Raw genomic sequence first — 18,276 nt, 5'->3', positions numbered from 1 at the left:
AATGAAAAATGAAACTGGATTCTACTATATACCCAAGCTACCTCAAAATGCTGTGTTTACCCTGTCGACAAGTGACAAAATTGAACGAAAGAAGATGGTCAGAATAAAGAGGTTTAATGAAAAGGTTTAATGACGAGAATTAATGACAAGCTAATCAAAACTATAGTGAGACGGTAAAAGTCGAACTTGGTAGAATTGCTCCACCAAGTCCTCAAGCTCAGAATACTTACTAGTCCGCAAACTTTAGTCCGCTAACTCGCTAAACAGCTTATTAAACTTGTTTAACCCTTCATAGATCAGTTCATCTGATATCGTCAATGCAGGCAAGAAACGGATCACATTGCCATAGAATCCACAGGCAAGTAGGATCAAGCCATGGGCAGCTGCCTTAGCGATTATCGCTTGCGTTAGCTTTACATTCGGTTGTTCACTGTCACCATTACTCACGAGCTCGATAGCGATCATCGCACCTTGATTGCGCACTTCACCAATCAAATCGGGATGGCTTGATTGCAGTAGCGTCAGCTGTTCATTAAAAATCTGACCGATTTGGCCTGAGCGCTGCACTAAGTTTTCCTCTGTAATGATATCAAGCACAGCCAATGCTGCCACGCAGCCAACGGGTGAGCCACCGTACGTGCCACCAAGGCCACCAGGCAATGGCGCATCCATGATCTCGCTCTTACCGACAACGGCTGCAATTGGAAAACCACCCGCGATACCTTTGGCCATCGTGATCAGATCAGGCTCAACGCCGGCATGCTCAAAGCTGAACATTTTACCAGTGCGACCAAATCCTGTTTGGATCTCATCAGCAATAAGCACGATGCCATGTTGATTGCATAAATCACGCAGTGCTTGTAAAAATATCGCTGGGGCAGCATAAAAGCCGCCCTCGCCTTGGACTGGCTCGACAATAATCGCCGCCACGTCACTTGGGGCAATATCGACTTTAAATAGGTTATCTAACGCCTTAAGAGACTCTCTCACCGACACATTGTGAAAAGCCATCGGAAAAGGCGCGTGATAGATATCAGCAGGGAATGGGCCAAATAGGTGTTTATAAGGGCTAATCTTACCCGTCATCGCCATGGTCAAATTAGTACGCCCATGAAAGCCACCATTAAAGGCGATGACGCCACGGCGGCCAGTATGGGCTCTGGCGATTTTAACGCAGTTTTCAACCGCTTCAGCCCCAGTGGTGACAAATATCGCTTTCTTATCACTGTCTCCCGGAGCTAACTCAGTTAGCTTTTCAGCCAGTTCGACGGCAGATTCATAGGGATTAATCATCACACAGGAGTGGCTAAATTTATCAAGTTGCTCTTTAACAGCAGCCACAACTTTGGGGTGGCTATGGCCAGTATTGCAAACCGCAATACCGGTGCCGAAATCAATATAGCGATTACCGTCGACATCCCAAAGCTCAGCGTTCAATGCCTTATCTACATATACCGGGTAGACATTGCCTTGACCACGAGCGATAACTTTCACTTTTCTATCTTGTAAGCTGCTGTTTGTCATTACTACTATCCTATTATCGAAACTGCCTGAACTTGCGGTTTAAGCTCAATTTACAGAGTTCTGCTACTAGCGGTCTAAGCCGCCCATGCACAGATATTTGATCTCCATATAATCGTCTAGGCCATACTTAGAACCCTCACGACCATTACCCGATTGCTTAACGCCACCAAATGGCGCCGCGGCATTTGAGATAATCCCCTCGTTGACACCCACCATGCCAAACTCTAAACCTTCACCAACACGCCATACCCGGCCAATGTCTCGAGAGTAGAAATACGCTGCCAAGCCGTACTCAGTGTTGTTGGCCAGTGCAATAGCCTCCTCTTCGGTTTCAAAGGTGATGATCGGTGCTACCGGTCCAAAAATTTCATTGCTTGCCAACGGCATATCATTGGTCACGCCGGTTAAAATTGTTGGTTCATAGAAATTTGCCCCGACAGTGCTACGTTTGCCTCCGGCAATCAGCTTCGCGCCCGCGGCGATTGTCTCTTCAACTAGCTTGTGCACGCCATCCACAGCTTGTGAGGTGATCATCGGCCCCAAATTGGCACCATCAGTGAACCCATCGCCAATCTTAAGTCCAGCCACTGCACTGGCAAACTTGTCGGTAAACTCTTGCGCTATGCCCTGTTGCAGCAAAATACGGTTAGTGCAAACGCAAGTTTGACCAGCGTTTCGATATTTAGAGATTAGCGCCCCTTGCACTGCGGCATCAATATCGGCGTCATCAAACACGATAAAAGGTGCATTGCCGCCTAGCTCCATAGACACTTTTTTCACTGTGCTAGCAGCTTGGGTCATTAATATTTTGCCCACTGCAGTCGAGCCTGTAAAAGTGAACTTGGCGACATCAGGGTGCTGAGTCAGCACTTTACCCATGCCGACAGCATCTTCACCCACGACCACATTCAATACACCAGCAGGCACCCCAGCGCGCTCTGCAAGTTCTGCCATCGCCAGCGCCGATAACGGTGTAATCGGCGATGGTCGCACCACAAAAGTACAACCCGCCGCCAGCGCCGCTGCGGCTTTACGAGCAATCATTGCATTGGGGAAATTCCACGGGGTAATAGAGGCAACAACGCCAACCGGCTGCTTGATCACTATGATACGTTTATCTAATGCGGGCCCAGGAATGGTATCGCCATAGACACGTTTGCCCTCTTCCGCAAACCAGTCAATAAAGGCAGCGCCATAAGCGATTTCACCTTTGGCTTCCGCTAAGGGCTTGCCTTGTTCCAACGTCAAGATTCGACCGAGATCATCTTGACTCTCCATCATCAGATTAAACCACCGAAGCATGATCACCGCGCGTTCGTTAGCCGACTTTTTTGACCAAGCTGGCAAGGCTTTTTTAGCGGCGAGTATCGCGGCTTCCGTTTCTTCAATGCCAGCATTGCTGACCTGCGCCACAACTTGAGCATTGGCTGGGTTGATGACATCAAAACGCGTTGATGCTTCGAGCCATTGGCCGTCAATATATGAGCTGAGCTTAACTAATCCAGAATCGTTAACTTGTTGCATGGTCACTCCAGCGGGCTGTTTCATCTGATGATGGCATCCGTATGTTCATTTAAAATGAACCAGATACTAATAATTCATATCTCTATTGAATAGCAAAATGAATTCAGGTTAAATACAAAACAATAAACCTTATGTTTTATCACCATCAAACATTTACTAATTCAATAGGTATTAATGTGCTTAAGACGACGCCTAAAAGCTCTATCATTCCAAAAGCGGTGACTGAATACGATTTACGCTTACTGCGTATTTTCAGAACAGTGGTTGAGAACGGTGGTTTTTCGGCATCGGAAGTTGAACTAGGTGTGACTCGCTCGACCATTAGCGTGCACATGTCGAACCTAGAAAGTCGTATGAAGTTAAAATTATGCAGCCGAGGACGCGGTGGCTTTGCACTAACTGAAGATGGTCAGGCTGTGTATCACGCCTGTATCGAGCTATTTGATTCGCTGAATGATTTTTCACGACTAATTAATAGCTTAGGAGAAGAGTTAAGTGGCGAGCTCATTATTCTATGTGCCGACCAGCTTGATTCTAGAATGCAGATAAAGCTAGCCGAAGTGGTTAGAATAATCCATACAACCCAGCCGCAACTGCACCTTGTACTCGACAATGAGGCGCTTAAACATATTGAAAAATGCCTCCTTAAAGAAAAAGCCCATATCGGTTTATTGCCCAGTTATCAGCAGGTCGAAGGGCTAGATTACCAAACTATTTACAATGAACCTATGTACCTTTGTTGCAGCCACTCTCATCCATTCTTCCAGCTTAGTGACTCCGAGATCAGTGCTGAAATGTTAGCTTTAACACCCGCTGTCCATCCCGGAATCGATATCGATTCTGAGGGGAAAGCGCAATTAAAGCAGCTAAATCTATCAGCCAAAGCCTATCAGTTTGATACTCGTAAAACCTTAATCCTATCGGGCTGCTATATTGGCTACCTGCCACTGAGCTACATCAAGCAAGAGTTAGCAGCCAACCAACTAAAAATCGTCCACCGCAACAGCGCCCGTTACCAATTCAGTTTATCGATGGTGTCTAAGCACAACCCAAGAGAGACCAGTAAAATAGAGCTGCTGAAAACAGTATTTAATGAAGTCTTTAACCAAGAGGGTTAAAGGTTTTCTGGCAGCGAATAGTTTCTTATCGATACAGAGTTTGGTGATTGTTCACACTGTTTTGGAGCGTAGCTAAACACGTTTTGGGCAAAATCGCGTTAGAGTATTAGTTCTAATTTAACTGGCGTTGATCAGATAAATTATCCTATTTTATCTGAAGGGCCTAATTCGCTCCGCCCCCATGGTTATAAGCTCTTCTTACACAACGATTTATAATGTGATAGAAAAGCGTTACACCTGCACCAATTAGGGTTCTTCTTGCAGAGGTCATGAGCACCATCCTTAACTAAGCAGTACAAATCATGTTACTAAAAGCCTAGTCGAGGATTGTGCCAATGACAAAAAGGTGTGCCTGTCCTTTCTTTTTTTCTTTTCCTAATTAGCTATATACTCTGAATTACCTCTCCATTTATATTTACAGCCCCTGCATGTCCACCAACTCCACCCGCTCCAGGTGAGCCAGGAGAGCCTTGCTTGCCATTATCCCCCGTTGGTCTACCAGTTCCTCCTTGCCCCGCTACGCCTCCGCCGCCTGCTTGGCCTGCTTTTCCTGCATTACCACCATTAGAACTGGAGTCAATTCGTGGAATACCTATGTCAAAAGTTATATTTAAATTACCACCTGCGCCACCAGCACCACCATCTCCGCCAATGCCACCATTACCACCATTACCACCATTACCACCAAATACTGGAGCACAGGTTCCTGGATTATTACCTGAACGTCCGCCATTACCTCCGTTACCACCATCTGCCCCCATTGATCCTAGTCCTCCATTGCCGCCATTTGCAGAGACCCTAATTACTCCAGTAATTTCTTTAGAGTGCCAAGTGACTGGTAAGGCATCACCTCCATTCCCCCCTTTCCCTCCATTCCCCCCGTTGCTTCCATCAGATCCATGACTGCCTGTTCCAGGGTCTCTCGAGCAAATACCAAGTATTGATTCACCATTTTTTCCTTCTTGGCCATCCTTACCGTTTTGAGCTGGTGACGCTGCTCCCCCTTCTCCTCCATGACCGCCATCATTGTTGAAATTCCCTCCAGCTTCAACTTCTGGATATATCGTTTTCTCAGTGATAAGGGTGCCTGCGGTTTCCCACTCAATAGAAGCATCATCTCCTATAGTCAACTCATCCAGTACAACTAAAACTGGCTCTTGATCTTCTGTTCCGGATATAGTCAAGGTTGCCCCATCTGGAACATTCACATTTCTTGCAGCAAAAGCATTAATAGTTCTTGGGAAGTAGTGTCTATTTAAAAAATCTTCCGTCGTTTTATCGTTATTATCAACATACATATAGTGTAGTAATTTAGAGTGAACACTATGGCTTTCAATGAATTCCAATTCATTAAAATTATTTGTTCTTTGCATTGATTTTATTACTTGCTGGTGGAGTGAGCCTTTGTTTGGATGACTAAACAATGTTAGATACTCGTTTGCATTTTTTATTGGTATCTTAATGTAATTAACAACATTACCATTACTTTCGTCTTTGTTAGAGTCAGAGATCGTTACCTTTTTATTGCCTCTCGAAAATTCTGCATTGATGGTTTCTTCCATGATACTGATGTCTCTATCTGAGATACCTATTGATTTTAATGCATTACATTTAATTTCGAAGTAGTTTTTGTTGTTTCCCATGTTAATACGTCCTTTTATTAGTCATGTTTACATTCGTATTTAATTGTCAACGAAATAAAATGGCCACCATTGATATTATCCATCTAGCGAACTAAATCATTTCGAGTCGTTATGTTAGTTTAACTAGTTTGGAATAACCTTCCGGTACCCTTCCTAAAAACACTTGGTAGCTTTTCATTATAAAAACAACATGTTAAATCTCGCGCCTCAATTTCTTCATTGCTACTTAAGTAGCCAGGGCTAACGCGTGTTCACAATCTGAGCAGCAAATTGATCATGCATGTTGAACGCGGCTGTTACTTGAGTTAATCGGGTCAGTGAGTTAATCGTGTTAATCGTGTTAATCGGGTCAGAGTAAAGTTTAGCAGTGTCATTTTCAAAAATAGGAACAACGCATGATCCATCCTTTGGCTCAAGCCTTCCATCCATAATTTGATTACTTTTTGTATGCCAAAAGGTCATGAATCCAGAGTTGACGAAACCACGAGCCAACTCGCTTTGGGGCATAAATGCGTTAGCTGCTGACCAAAGTGGTTCCAATGACCTGCTGTCGGCGCATGTGCAGACGCTACTGAGGCTCGCCGCAACTCTTTATAAAAGAAAGGGTCCTTGAAGCCTCAACGAAGTCATCTGACCTCCAAGGACGGAGGAAATGCCAAATTATGTCTGGAACATAATTGGCCTGTTTTCTACGGCCTCAGCCGCATCTGCACTGGGTTATAAAAGCGCAAACTCTCGGCATCTGCGATTTAAATTTGAAAACATAGTTCTAAGCATGAGCTTCCTCGCTAACGAATAACACCCATTCCCCATCGAAGTTGCCGAAGTGCGCAGATAAAAATGCCGTAGAGCCATCAGGGATGATGGTTCAGGCTCGGGGGGACATGGATGTCCCATCTGAGCCGTTAGGCGATTTTTATTGGAGTATGAGGCCCGTACCTAATGCATTTAACTTCGCCGGGGCGCTGAGGGATTGTCAAGGGGCGCAAGCGCTTTGCCCCTTGACTCTACTCTTGATTACAAAAATGGGCGAAGCGCCACGACGTTGATTCTGATTTGAAAAAGCAATAACTGATATTGCAGCCAGCACGTATTGGGGCATAAATGCGTTAGCTGCTGACCAATTGCCTGCGGCAAGCGCATGTTCAGATACTACTGAGGAACGCTTTTCGCCGTCTGATCTCCAAGGACGGAGGGAATGCCAGATTCTGTAAGGAACAGAATTGACCCTGAAACCGAAGACCGCAGCTTTATAATTATAAAATAACACAGAGTTAGAAATTGGCACTAGAAATACCGATAACTAACTCAAAAGTCATAAAAGCGAACAGCCAAAATTACTTTTGGGCGAAGGTCTTCTTCTTGGTAAATTTAGTCGGCTGAGTGTTGGCCGGATCATCTGGCCATAGATGCCTTGGATAACGGCCTTTCATCTCCTTTTTGACATGTTCATAAGGCCCTTGCCAAAAACTGGCGAGATCGGCTGTTAACGCCAAGGGTCGCCGTGCGGGTGACAGTAACTCCATAGTAACCACTAACTTTCCCTGCGCCAGTTTAGGGCTTTCTTGCATACCTAAGGCCTCTTGCAGCCTAACGCTTAGTCGCCCTCGCCCATCTGCATCATATTCAATCTTGGCATGGGTGCCTGTCGCCATAAGCCACTTGGTCGGCAATAAACTCTCGAGGTGCTTCTGAGTCGCCCATGGCATTTGGTTAAGCAGTAGTGTGTAGCAATCCACTTGCTGCAGTTGCGCTAGATTGCGCACATCGTCTAAGTAGGGCTTAAGCCAATCATCTAACTGGGCTAACAAGGTATCGTCATCAAGTTTTGGCCAGTCATTAGAGAGATCTAAGTTGCCTGCAATAGCCACTCGATGGCGCAACTGTTCGACACGCTCATCAAACTTGAGCAACCCAAGGCCGTTAATACTGATCTGCTCCACGATGGCATTTTTAATAAGCCGCTTATCGAGATTTTTTACCGGTGTTTTACTCAGCAAAATCTGCCCAACCTTACGCCGCCTTTCAGCAAAAAATCGGCCTTTACTGTCATCCCAACCACAGTACTCTATGGTTTCAACTAAACCTGATAATTGACCAGTGAATAATTGTTCATTCAATGCGCAAGCGAGATAAACTTTGCCGTTGCTGCGCCCTTCGGTTTCTTGAAAGTCTGCAATCACTAACCAATCTTGACCAGATAGTGCATCATCAGCGGCCAGTTCCACACCTGAACCACTTGCAAGTTGGTAACCACTCACTCCGCGCCGTTTAGCGACTCTGTCTGGATAAGCGAATGCCAACAACAGTGCAATATTATCACTCGCAGCCTGGCGCGCGATTGTGGTAAGTGCTTGGCTAGATCTAGAATCTAGCTTCAGCGTATTAAGCCACTGCCGGATCTGTTTTGCTGACTCAGAAGCCAATGCTTCGGCAAAGTAATGGCTAATGTCACAGCCTTTGCGACTGCGACCTCTAGATTCCAATGTCCCGGCAATAATGCAGGCGAGTACCGCTAAATCCTCATCACTATTACTGGCAGATAAACTTTTAGCCTTTAACAGCATATGCGCTAAACGCGGCTGACAACCTAGCTCGTAAGCAGCCCTGCCATGGGCGGTGATCGCGCGTTTGTTATCTACCATTTCAAGTGATGTGAGTAACTGCCAACTTATATTCTCATTTGCCTTTGAAGGCAGTGTCAGCATCGGCAGTTCACTCAGGGACTTAACCCCCCAATAGGCGCCATCAAGCACCATAGAGATAAGATCGGTATGGACGATTTCCGGCTCGTCGGCTTGAATGAGTCGGCCATGCTCCTCTTGACTCCAGAGTCGAGTGCTGAAACCTGCCATTAAACGCCCTGCTCGGCCACTACGTTGTGCGGCAGATGCCTGGCTTATCCGTTTAAGTGACAATCTTGTGCCGCCAGTTCTTGGGTTAAAACTGGCTTGTCGCTTATAACCAGAGTCGACAACTTGGGTTATACCTTCGATGGTTAAACTGGATTCGGCAACGTTTGTGGCCAGTACCACTTTACGTATCCCCTTGGCTGGCGGCGCTATCGCAAGATCTTGCGCCTTAGGCGGCAAACTGCCATAGAGCGGGCAGATGCTAAACTTAGCCGCGTCCAATCGTGATGTCAGCATATTTTGCAGTCTTCTAATCTCACCTTGCCCAGGTAAGAATGCTAACAACGAACCTTCAGTTTGCGATGCCAGCGCCTCTAGGATCACCTTGGCCATATGATCTAACCATAAAGATTGCACGGGAGCAGCACGGTAGCTTTGCTCGACAGGGAAACTACGGCCTTCACTACTCAAGGTGGCGGCCTCTGGCATCAGTTTATTCAGCGGCAAACCCGACAAGGTCGCTGACATTGCCAATATTTTTAAATCTTCGCGAAAACTCGATTGGATCTCCAGCGCCAACGCCAAACCAAGATCGGTAGTGAGATGGCGTTCGTGGATCTCATCGAAAATGACCAGTGCAATTCCAGTCAGTTCAGGATCACGCTGGATCATGCGCGTCAGTACGCCCTCGGTGACGATCTCTAGTCGAGTATCACGGCTGACCATTGACTCACCTCGTACCCTATAACCGACTTCACTGCCGAGCGTGCAGCCACGCTTGAGCGCGATAAACTGGGCAACGTTACGCGCCGCGACTCTTCTTGGTTCTAGCATCAAGATCTTGCCGTCTATTTCATTCCAATCCAGCATCGCCAATGGCAATGCTGTTGATTTACCGGCACCTGTCGGCGCCTCCAGTATAATTTGATTACACTGATTAAAAGCGGCTCGGATCGGTTGTAGCAAAGTCTGGATAGGTAGTGAAGTCACAGGGTTCTTTTCGTTATGGGGCTCAATATGGCAGCTTAAAACCTGCCATATGAAAGTAATAATTGCCTAGCAGTGTACTCTAAAAGCCTCTGCGAGCTAAACTACACTAGGTCTTTTATCGCGACAATTTTATCTCCACAAATAGGGCGGGTCTAAATAATGACGGATAAAAGAGTGTTTCTTGGCTTCTCACTAACGACGCTGCAAACACTGCAGATCGAGGCGATACAGCAACAATTGCCGCTCAGCGTTAGATTGGTGCCTAGTGACAACCTGCATATGACGCTGGCTTTTTTAGGCCAAGCCAGCAGTGAAACAATTGATGCACTGATATCAAGTGTTGATGCTATTACTAAACCTCGCTTTAAGGTCACACTCGATCTTATCGAGCATTGGCAGAAACCTAAAATACTTTGCCTTAAAGGCAAAGCATCAGATCCCAAACTGATGATGCTTGCCAATGCAGGGCAGTTACTTGCGCAGCAGCACAAGCTACATCAGAGTGAACATCACTATAATCCACATATAACACTGTCTAGAAAAGCCAAAGTAGCCGTCAACGGTGTTAAGTTTCAGCCACTATTAATACAGCCAAAAGCGCTATACCTTTTTCAGTCGTTTACCGGTGAAAATGGCGTTGAATACCCAATACTGCACTCTTGGCAATTGAGCTAGACCTTTGTTCAATTGCTGAGGCATATTTAATGGAATTAGCATTAATCTTTCTCGCTTTCGCAAATTAAGCTAATCTATGCCGCATCAGCGCCAAGTAGGATTCAATAATGACAATATCGCAAATTAATAAAGTACAACTTACCGATCTTTTATCATCTTGGAAGTTAGGGACAATTTCAGCTGAAGAGCTGCAAGACTGGATGGTGACTCACTACGATCCACCAGAAGTGATTATCGGTAAAGGTGAGCCGGAGTGGACTCAGGAAGCTATGAATATCGTGATGAACGAATATGAAATCGCAAAAACTGACAAATTTCGCTTAGACAATGCTCAATACGCTATCGATTTTGTTAATTGTAGCGAAGCGAGCTTCAATCAAACTAAGCACCTCTTTATCAAAGATGGTTTTGCTGACTAGCCTGTCAACCATAAGCATTAAAACAGGCGCTTAATAATCGTCTAAATTTGCTACTTAGGATGAGATTTTGCGCAAAAAAATGCCACCTAAGGCTAGGTGGCTAATCGAAGAACTATAAATACAGTTTAAGTTAATGGTCGGATAACCTCCAAAACCAGTAAACTTTTATAACAAACACATAAACAACTATAAGAGGTGCTATTTGCGCAGCGGCATGTATCAGCGCCAAGTCGTTAATTACTTACTAAACATATAGATACCATAGGCATCCCAATTTACCCATTGAGATACTGTGAATTAGTTTGAAAATTTATGAATTAAATTTAAAAGCAAAAGAATCAATAACTTACAAAATCATATATTTGACTTTTACTTTTGATTGGATTGTATTTATGGCTTTACTTTGATGGGGTTAAGGCTTTATGTAAGCAAAATACTAAGCCAACTTACTATTATTAGCGTAATTTAGCTTTGATGAACTGTCTTATACATTTAAAAGTGCGCCAATATCAACTCATATAGTGCAGCACTATCTATAACAACCGCTTGACCACCACTCTTAAAAATTGCCTCACTAACATCTGGCGATTCGACATAAGTGTACAGATAAAAGTCAGTATCATGGCCGGCGGCGCGAATAGTTTGTAGCAGTTTAAGTCCAGCGAGTGAGTCGCCATGGCGCCACATATCCGAAATCACAGCCTGATAGTTATACATGGATAATAGCATTAGTGCTTCTTCTGAAGTAACCGTGCTATAAACAACTATATTTTTGCTCTCTAAATAGGCTTTCTCAACCAAGTTATTCTCAGGATGGTCGTCAACCCAAAGTACTCGCCCTAACGCACCTGCTGGCTCACTATAACTGAGTGACTTTGTTTGTGTTGTTGATGAACCGCTATTAACCCCGCCTTGCCAAAACTGGAATATAATCGCTAACACAAGCAATAATGCGATCAATACTTTGGCAAATATTTCCCACCACGAAATCGCTACAGTTTTTTTCCGTCGCTCAACAAAAGGGGCAGAGGAAGATGCTTTACCTGCTATTTCAGAGGAGTGCCCAGCTTCTACATTGTCACTGTTTTGCAGCTGTGATAACTGTTGTCCCAGTTCGTGTCCGAGCCGATAACCTCGACCATGAACTGTCTGGATCAAAGGGCCGCTATAGCCTGCTTTAGCAAAAATTTTCCGAGTGTCAGAAACCAGCTTAGATAGCGACATATCTGACACCACCGTGCCTACCCATATTTTATCTAAACAATCTTGTTTTAAGCAATATTCAGGGTAGCTTTTAGCTAGTAACTGAATAAGCATAATATTGCGCTCATCAATAGCAATTTTTGCACCATTAACAAGCAGCTCTGCTGTTTCACAATCGATCGAGAATTCACTAAAACTAAGTTTCATGGACGGCAAACCAATACTAAGCAGAAGTTCAATAGTTAACAATACTGCAACACAAATGATGTTTTAGCAAAGACTGTTTTCAGAGTCACGGCCTTAAAATTGATGTAAATTCGAAGGAGCATATTATCGATATACTTAAGACATGTATAACTTGCTGAAAGAGCGTGGATTAAACAAGGTATGGTGCTAAAAATACCAATAAAAAAGCCACCTAAAAAGGCAGCTTGATTAAAGACGCATTATAGCATCTAGCGTATTGCGCTAAATGAGCGGCTCAGTATTAATCTTCTAGTAGACCCGCAACGGTCAATACCCCATGAGTTGTAGCACCTGCTGACCATAGAGCATCACCAGAGTCAGAAAAAGCTGATGACAGGTCAATGTGCAGCCAATTAGCCTCTGGTGCTACAAAGCGCCATAAGAACCCCGCTGCATTTGAAGCGCCGCCAGCACCGCCACCTTTCATAGCTCGGCTGTTGGCTGTATCAGCATAAGGGCTTGGGCAACTGTCCATATGCCAAGGATCTAGCGGCAATGGCCATACACGCTCACCTGCCGCAATCGCTTTTTGTTGTGCTAACGCTAAAACTTCCGCTTTAGGAGAGAAAATAGCATTGTAGTTAGTCCCTACAGCCATCAATGCAGCACCAGTCAATGTTGCAGCGTCGATGATCAATGGTGCACCTGTTTCTGATGCAGCTTGCAGCCCATCAGCTAGCACCAAACGACCTTCCGCATCGGTATTAACCACTTCAACTGTAACGCCATTCTTATATGTTAGAATGTCGCCTAGCTTATAAGCATGACCACTAATTAAGTTTTCTGCGCAGCATAAAAACAGCTTAACGCGTTTATTAAGACCTGACTTAATCGCGAGTCCGAGTGCTGCGGTGACAGTTGCTGCACCGCCCATATCGCATTTCATGCCTAGCATGCCTTCTGAACCTTTAATGCTGTAGCCACCAGAATCGAAAGTAATACCTTTACCTACCAGTGCCACAGAAACATCTGCGTCAGCAGTCAATGGATTGAAATCAACTTCGAGCAACGCCGGTGAACGCTCACTACCACGGCCTACCGCGTGAATACCTATCCACTGGTGTTCTAATAACGCCTCACCTTCAATAATGCGGTAGCTAATCTTATCGCCACCAATATCACTCAACCATTCTGCAGCTTGAGTAGCTAGCACCATCGGCGATAAGTTTTCTGGCGTTTCGTTAATCAGTTGACGGGCAAAGTTGGCGCTGTCTAAACGGTTAGCCAATAATGTTTTTGCTGAATCGTCGCCAGTCCACTGTATTTGTGGCTGCTTTTTAGCGGTCGCAAAACCTTGAGCAAAGGCCCATTGTGAATCAACAGTCCATAAATTGCCTTCCAGTGCGACAGCTGCAACACCTTGGCTTTGCAATTTACGAGCAGCTTGTTGAACTTGACGCTGAATATCCCCCGCTTTGACATGGATTGATGCCACATCGTTTTGAAAAGTAACATTGGCTTTTCCCCAATGAGCAGCGGGTGCGTCTTGAGTGAGGGTAACTTTCATTACATTGGTCATTTTCGGTCCTTAAAATGTGAATCGATCAGCAAGGGTGGCCTCGACTCGCTTATTATTTTCTGCTGAGTTTACTGGATCCCAAGTGATATCTAAAGTCGGGGCTAAAAAACAAAGTTCATTTTAGAATACAAACTGTCACTTAGTTATTGAATCTATCGCTGTGCGAATGAATAATTCTCATCGCCGCTAGATAAACTCTGTTAATCTAGCGGAAAATTGACCCTCTTTTGGTAACAGAAATGGAATTTGACCCAGCATTTGAATGCGGCATTCTTATCCAACGATATAAACGTTTTCTAACTGATATCAGCCTTGAAGATGGTAGCGAAGTCACTATTCACTGCCCTAATACGGGTTCGATGCGTCATTGCTTGTTTCCAGAAAATAAAGTTTGGTTTTCAGTCTCTGATAATCCAAAGCGTAAATACAGTCGTACTTGGGAGCTAGCTGAAACACCTGCTGGCGACATGATAGGCATCAATACCGGACGCGCAAACGCCTTAGCCGAGGAAGCTATAAATGCAGGCGTTATAAAGGAGCTCTGTGGTTATGAGTCACTGCGCCGTGAAGTAAAATATGGCAGTGAAAACAGCCGTATAGATATTTTATTAGCAGATAGCAATCGCCCTAACTGCTATGTAGAGGTCAAAAGTTGCACCCTGCTTGAGGATGGACAAGGATACTTTCCAGATGCTGTGACCACTCGTGGTCAGAAACATTTACGAGAGCTGATGCAGATGGTGCAACAAGGCCACAGAGCCGTGCTACTGTTTGCTGTTCAGCATACAGGAATACACTCGGTCAAAGCCGCTGCTCATATTGACCCTGCATATGCCAAATTACTCGACGAAGCATCTCGCGCTGGGGTTGAAGTAATAGCTTATAGTGCTGATTTATCGCCCACAGCAGCCCGTTTGGTTAAATCCTGTCCGGTTAACCTCTAATTCAGAATATACAGTTGAAATTGTTCTTAATAGCGGACATAGTCAAAGAATCGAGTCCAGATAACACAAATTATTTGCCTATGCTGAGGGTTTCTGGTATAGATAGCGCCCGTTATTATACAGACGCCCTACAACGCAAATGATTAACAGGAGATGCGTTATGCCACAAGGCACTAAAAAACTCGGCGTGCTCGCTATCGCAGGTGTAGAACCTTACCAGGAAAAACCCGGTGAGGAGTACATGAACGAGGACCAATTGGGTCACTTCAAAATAATTCTTGAAGCATGGCGTAACCAATTGCGTGAAGAAGTCGATCGTACTCTTAATCACATGCAAGACGAAGCGGCCAATTTCCCAGATCCTGTCGACCGCGCAGCTCAGGAAGAGGAGTTTAGTTTAGAATTACGTGCTCGCGATAGAGAACGTAAACTAATCAAAAAGATTGAGAAGACACTACAGATCATCGAAGAAGATGATTTTGGTTTCTGTAACTCTTGCGGTATCGAAATCGGTATCCGTCGATTAGAAGCGCGTCCAACGGCCGATCAGTGTATCGACTGTAAGACACTTGCTGAGATTAAAGAAAAGCAGATGGCGGGATAATCGCTATCTTAAGGTGCGGGGCACTTGCTCCGCTCTTTTGTTTCTGTACATATTGAATGGTTAACTCAACGCCCTATATCGGTCGCTTTGCACCGTCCCCATCTGGTCCACTTCATTTCGGTTCATTGATAGCTGCCCTCGGCAGTTTTTTGCGTGCCCGTTCTATGAAGGGCCAATGGCTGCTGCGTATCGAAGATATCGACCCACCACGAGAGATTGTAGGTGCCAGTAGTCAAATCCTTAGCACCCTAGAAGCTTATGGTCTGCATTGGGACAATTCTGTGCTTTATCAAAGCCAGCGCCTTGAAATATATCAGCGGCAAATCAACCAATTACTGACATCTGACAATGCTTACTATTGCCAATGCACTCGCAAAGAGATTAAAGCCATGGGCGGCAGTTATGATGGACGTTGTGGCAGACTTGCTCAGCCACATAAAGTGGGCGCCATCCGCATTCGTAACCGCTATGGCGTGGCGAAATTTCGAGATCAGATAAAAGGGATCATTGAGGTTGATAGTCAGTTCGCCGCTGAAGATTTTATTATTAAGCGCAGTGACGGCCTCTATGCCTACCAGCTAGCCGTAGTGCTTGACGATATCCATCAACAGATCACCGAGGTGGTTCGAGGCTCAGACCTGCTTGAGCCCACTTGCCGTCAAGAAAGCCTGTTTAAAGTGTTAAAACAACCAAGTCCAGATTGGCTGCATCTGCCTTTAGCCTGTGCCGAAAAGGGCCGTAAACTGTCCAAACAAAACCATGCCGCTGCAATTGATGTCCTAAAGCCACAAGCCAGTATTAATGCGGCTTTACGCTTTTTGGGCCAAGCGGAAGTGTCTACTGAAGCACAGGTCAGCAAGATGCTAGAACAGGCTATCAATCAGTTCGATTTAAGTAAGGTGCCAAGGCGATCTGAAATACTCCTTGTTCCGTGAACTGAATCGTATACTCATTGAGCTTTAATTGGGTTATCATAGCCCACTTGTTTTTACCTAAGTTAAGATCCAAATCAGAGGTGTCCCATTTTTCGCCGTATTAGCCAATTCTGTAAACAGTTATTTGATAGTTCAAAAGCTGAAGAAAATACTCCGGTCGGTCTGAGTTTAGAAGTTGTGCCTCGTAAAGCGCACTCAATTTCTCGTAGACAGATCAGCGACAATGCGATCAAAGTACTATACAGACTCCATAAGTCAGGCTTTAAAGCCTACTTAGTCGGTGGCGGGGTACGTGACATTCTACTTGGTATGCAGCCTAAAGATTTTGATGTGGTGACCAATGCTACGCCAGAAGAGATTAAGCGATTATTCCGTAACTGCCGCCTTGTGGGCAGACGTTTTCGTCTCGCGCATATTGTGTTTGGCCGCGATGTTATCGAAGTCGCCACATTGCGTGGACATCACGTCGATAGCGAAGAGAAAATATCTAAGACTAATGAATCTGGTCGTCTGCTGCGTGACAACGTTTACGGCAGTATCGACGAAGATGCTGAACGTCGTGACTTTACGGTCAATGCGCTCTATTACGATATCAGCGACTTCTCTATCCATAGCTACGGTGGCGGATTACAAGATTTAGAATCGCGTACTATTCGTCTCATTGGCGATCCAGAGACTCGCTACCGCGAAGATCCTGTACGCATGCTTCGCGCAGTGCGTTTTGCGACTAAACTCGATATGACGATTGAATCAGCAGCCGCTGATCCAATAAAAGAGTTAGCAGCTCTGTTAAAAGATATCCCTGCTGCACGTATGTACGAAGAGGTCCTCAAGTTATTCTTCGCTGGCAAAGCAGCACAAAACTACAACATGATGCGAGATTTTGGCCTGTTTGCACCGCTATTTCCGTTAGTCGATGCACTACTGAATGAGGCGCCTCATGGACCGATTGCAAAATTGCTACAAGAGATGATGGAAAATACTGACTTGCGCATTCAGCAAGAGAAACCAGTCACTCCAGCATTCTTTTATGCAGCGCTGCTTTGGTATCCGTTAACCCAGCGAGCAGACGATATTGCAGTTGAAAGTGGTTTAAGTCTCTATGATGCATACACCGCAGCTATGGGTGATATCATGGAGCAGCAATGCCGTACAATCAGTATTCCGCGTCGCTTTAGTTCGGTAACGAAAGATATATGGCAGCTACAGCTGCGTTTTGAGCGCAACAGGGGCACCAAGGCATTTAAATTTATTGAACATCCTAAATTTAGAGCCGCTTACGATCTACTCTTACTACGTGGTGAAGCCGAAGGCGGTGCCGTGGCGAAGAACTCTGCATGGTGGAAGAGCTTTGTCGAAGGCAATGAAGATCAGCGCAATGTTATTGCTAAATCAACCAATAAAGGCGGACGAAACCGTAATTCGCAACGCCGTCGTCGCAAACCTTCAGAACAAGCAGCACCTAAACCTACAGAGTAATGATTCAGGTCTATGTTGCATTGGGCGCTAACCTAAGTCAGCCTATCGAACAACTCAACAATGCGTGCCAAGCATTGTTGAGTATTGCCGAAGACGCCTCTTTTTGCATCTCCCCTTACTATCGCTCAGTGCCCATGGGTGACGTTGAGCAGCCCGATTATGTTAATGCCGTCGCAGGCTTTAAAACCGATCTGTCACCCATCGCTTTACTCGATGCACTACAAAAGATTGAAAATGAACAGGGTAGACTCAGAACGTTACGCTGGGGACCTAGGACCTTAGATTTAGATCTGCTGCTCTACGGCAATGAACAGATCAATCTACCTAGATTGACCGTCCCCCACTACGGAATGAAGCAACGTAGCTTCGTGTTAGTACCGTTATTTGATTTAACACCAGCACTAATATTGCCAGATAAAACCCCCTTAGGCAGCTTGATAACCGAACCTTTAGTCGCCGAGTTACAGCTCGCGAAATAGGATAAGTCATTTTCAAGCTAAATTTTTGCTAGAATAGCCGCGTTAGTACAGAAGTTTGATTCCGAGATCATTGAAGTTCAGCCCAACTTGGCATATAACAACTTCACAAATTAGGTTTTAAA

At 45.1% G+C, this 18,276-nt stretch carries 14 protein-coding genes and 1 pseudogene; 8 read left to right on the top strand and 7 right to left on the bottom strand.

Annotation, left to right across the window (positions count from 1 at the left end; translation table 11 throughout):
* Nucleotides 1-243: 243 nt before the first annotated feature.
* Together gabT and JK628_RS03615 are read right to left on the bottom strand one after the other, a co-directional pair.
* A complete protein-coding gene (gabT, locus tag JK628_RS03620) occupies nucleotides 244-1,524 on the bottom strand; it encodes a 4-aminobutyrate--2-oxoglutarate transaminase (RefSeq protein WP_202287913.1) in 1,281 nt (426 codons plus the stop codon).
* A gap of 66 nt (nucleotides 1,525-1,590) precedes the next feature.
* Nucleotides 1,591-3,048 (bottom strand): NAD-dependent succinate-semialdehyde dehydrogenase, encoded by a 1,458-nt coding sequence (locus JK628_RS03615; RefSeq protein WP_202289701.1) that lies wholly within the window; start codon nucleotides 3,046-3,048, stop codon nucleotides 1,591-1,593.
* 176 nt (nucleotides 3,049-3,224) lie between these two features.
* Here JK628_RS03615 and JK628_RS03610 point away from each other — a divergent pair, with 176 nt between their 5' ends.
* Complete coding sequence (locus tag JK628_RS03610; protein WP_237524131.1) at nucleotides 3,225-4,166, top strand: LysR family transcriptional regulator; 942 nt, start codon at nucleotides 3,225-3,227, stop codon at nucleotides 4,164-4,166.
* A 187-nt stretch (nucleotides 4,167-4,353) separates the two neighbouring features.
* Here the strand turns inward: JK628_RS03610 and JK628_RS23245 are convergent.
* The 3 genes and pseudogenes from JK628_RS23245 to hrpB form a co-directional block, all read right to left on the bottom strand.
* A pseudogene (locus JK628_RS23245) lies at nucleotides 4,354-4,437 on the bottom strand (transposase); the annotation flags it as partial.
* Nucleotides 4,438-4,549: 112 nt separating this feature from the next.
* A complete protein-coding gene (locus tag JK628_RS23425) occupies nucleotides 4,550-5,809 on the bottom strand; it encodes a hypothetical protein (protein WP_202287911.1) in 1,260 nt (419 codons plus the stop codon).
* 1,337 nt (nucleotides 5,810-7,146) lie between these two features.
* Nucleotides 7,147-9,651: an ATP-dependent helicase HrpB gene (gene hrpB, locus JK628_RS03600; RefSeq protein ID WP_202287910.1), complete on the bottom strand. Its 2,505-nt coding sequence runs from the start codon at nucleotides 9,649-9,651 to the stop codon at nucleotides 7,147-7,149.
* Between the two features lie 159 nt (nucleotides 9,652-9,810).
* On the opposite strand from hrpB, the gene thpR reads away from it, so the two are divergent.
* Nucleotides 9,811-10,326 (top strand): RNA 2',3'-cyclic phosphodiesterase, encoded by a 516-nt coding sequence (gene thpR / locus JK628_RS03595; RefSeq protein ID WP_202287909.1) that lies wholly within the window; start codon nucleotides 9,811-9,813, stop codon nucleotides 10,324-10,326.
* Between the two features lie 107 nt (nucleotides 10,327-10,433).
* A complete protein-coding gene (locus JK628_RS03590) occupies nucleotides 10,434-10,745 on the top strand; it encodes a hypothetical protein (protein ID WP_202287908.1) in 312 nt (103 codons plus the stop codon).
* Nucleotides 10,746-11,237: 492 nt separating this feature from the next.
* Here JK628_RS03590 and JK628_RS03585 read toward each other — a convergent pair whose 3' ends face one another.
* Nucleotides 11,238-12,155 (bottom strand): response regulator, encoded by a 918-nt coding sequence (locus tag JK628_RS03585; RefSeq protein ID WP_202287907.1) that lies wholly within the window; start codon nucleotides 12,153-12,155, stop codon nucleotides 11,238-11,240.
* 280 nt (nucleotides 12,156-12,435) lie between these two features.
* Entirely contained in the window at nucleotides 12,436-13,713 is a 1,278-nt protein-coding gene (gene pepB, locus JK628_RS03580) for an aminopeptidase PepB (protein ID WP_202287906.1), read from the bottom strand.
* Between the two features lie 239 nt (nucleotides 13,714-13,952).
* Here pepB and sfsA point away from each other — a divergent pair, with 239 nt between their 5' ends.
* The 5 genes from sfsA to folK all read left to right on the top strand — a co-directional run bounded on the left by sfsA (nucleotide 13,953) and on the right by folK (nucleotide 18,154).
* Nucleotides 13,953-14,657 (top strand): DNA/RNA nuclease SfsA, encoded by a 705-nt coding sequence (gene sfsA, locus JK628_RS03575; protein WP_202287905.1) that lies wholly within the window; start codon nucleotides 13,953-13,955, stop codon nucleotides 14,655-14,657.
* Between the two features lie 160 nt (nucleotides 14,658-14,817).
* Nucleotides 14,818-15,261 (top strand): RNA polymerase-binding protein DksA, encoded by a 444-nt coding sequence (dksA, locus tag JK628_RS03570; RefSeq protein WP_202287904.1) that lies wholly within the window; start codon nucleotides 14,818-14,820, stop codon nucleotides 15,259-15,261.
* Between the two features lie 56 nt (nucleotides 15,262-15,317).
* Nucleotides 15,318-16,196, top strand: coding sequence for a tRNA glutamyl-Q(34) synthetase GluQRS (gene gluQRS, locus JK628_RS03565; protein ID WP_202287903.1), 879 nt, complete (start codon nucleotides 15,318-15,320; stop codon nucleotides 16,194-16,196).
* 177 nt (nucleotides 16,197-16,373) lie between these two features.
* Nucleotides 16,374-17,675, top strand: a complete 1,302-nt coding sequence (gene pcnB, locus JK628_RS03560; protein ID WP_237524130.1) for a polynucleotide adenylyltransferase PcnB — start codon at nucleotides 16,374-16,376, stop codon at nucleotides 17,673-17,675.
* Nucleotides 17,675-18,154 (top strand): 2-amino-4-hydroxy-6-hydroxymethyldihydropteridine diphosphokinase, encoded by a 480-nt coding sequence (gene folK / locus JK628_RS03555; RefSeq protein WP_202287902.1) that lies wholly within the window; start codon nucleotides 17,675-17,677, stop codon nucleotides 18,152-18,154. The genes pcnB and folK overlap by 1 nt, the downstream gene beginning before the upstream one ends.
* Nucleotides 18,155-18,276: the final 122 nt, after the last annotated feature.

This window comes from Shewanella sp. KX20019, assembly GCF_016757755.1.
In the GTDB taxonomy this organism is placed as follows: domain Bacteria; phylum Pseudomonadota; class Gammaproteobacteria; order Enterobacterales; family Shewanellaceae; genus Shewanella.
Note: the sequence above shows the minus strand (reverse complement) of the source record. Positions and strands in the feature narration are given on the sequence as shown.

Bases quoted from the DNA above. Each gene is read 5' to 3' on its own strand.
- JK628_RS03585 (WP_202287907.1), bottom strand. From the start codon at position 12,155: ATGAAACTTAGTTTTAGTGAATTCTCGATCGATTGTGAAACAGCAGAG.
- JK628_RS03590 (WP_202287908.1), top strand. From the start codon at position 10,434: ATGACAATATCGCAAATTAATAAAGTACAACTTACCGATCTTTTATCA.
- JK628_RS23425 (WP_202287911.1), bottom strand. From the start codon at position 5,809: ATGGGAAACAACAAAAACTACTTCGAAATTAAATGTAATGCATTAAAA.
- sfsA (WP_202287905.1), top strand. From the start codon at position 13,953: ATGGAATTTGACCCAGCATTTGAATGCGGCATTCTTATCCAACGATAT.
- folK (WP_202287902.1), top strand. From the start codon at position 17,675: ATGATTCAGGTCTATGTTGCATTGGGCGCTAACCTAAGTCAGCCTATC.
- gluQRS (WP_202287903.1), top strand. From the start codon at position 15,318: ATGGTTAACTCAACGCCCTATATCGGTCGCTTTGCACCGTCCCCATCT.
- gabT (WP_202287913.1), bottom strand. From the start codon at position 1,524: ATGACAAACAGCAGCTTACAAGATAGAAAAGTGAAAGTTATCGCTCGT.
- thpR (WP_202287909.1), top strand. From the start codon at position 9,811: ATGACGGATAAAAGAGTGTTTCTTGGCTTCTCACTAACGACGCTGCAA.
- dksA (WP_202287904.1), top strand. From the start codon at position 14,818: ATGCCACAAGGCACTAAAAAACTCGGCGTGCTCGCTATCGCAGGTGTA.
- JK628_RS03615 (WP_202289701.1), bottom strand. From the start codon at position 3,048: ATGCAACAAGTTAACGATTCTGGATTAGTTAAGCTCAGCTCATATATT.
- pepB (WP_202287906.1), bottom strand. From the start codon at position 13,713: ATGACCAATGTAATGAAAGTTACCCTCACTCAAGACGCACCCGCTGCT.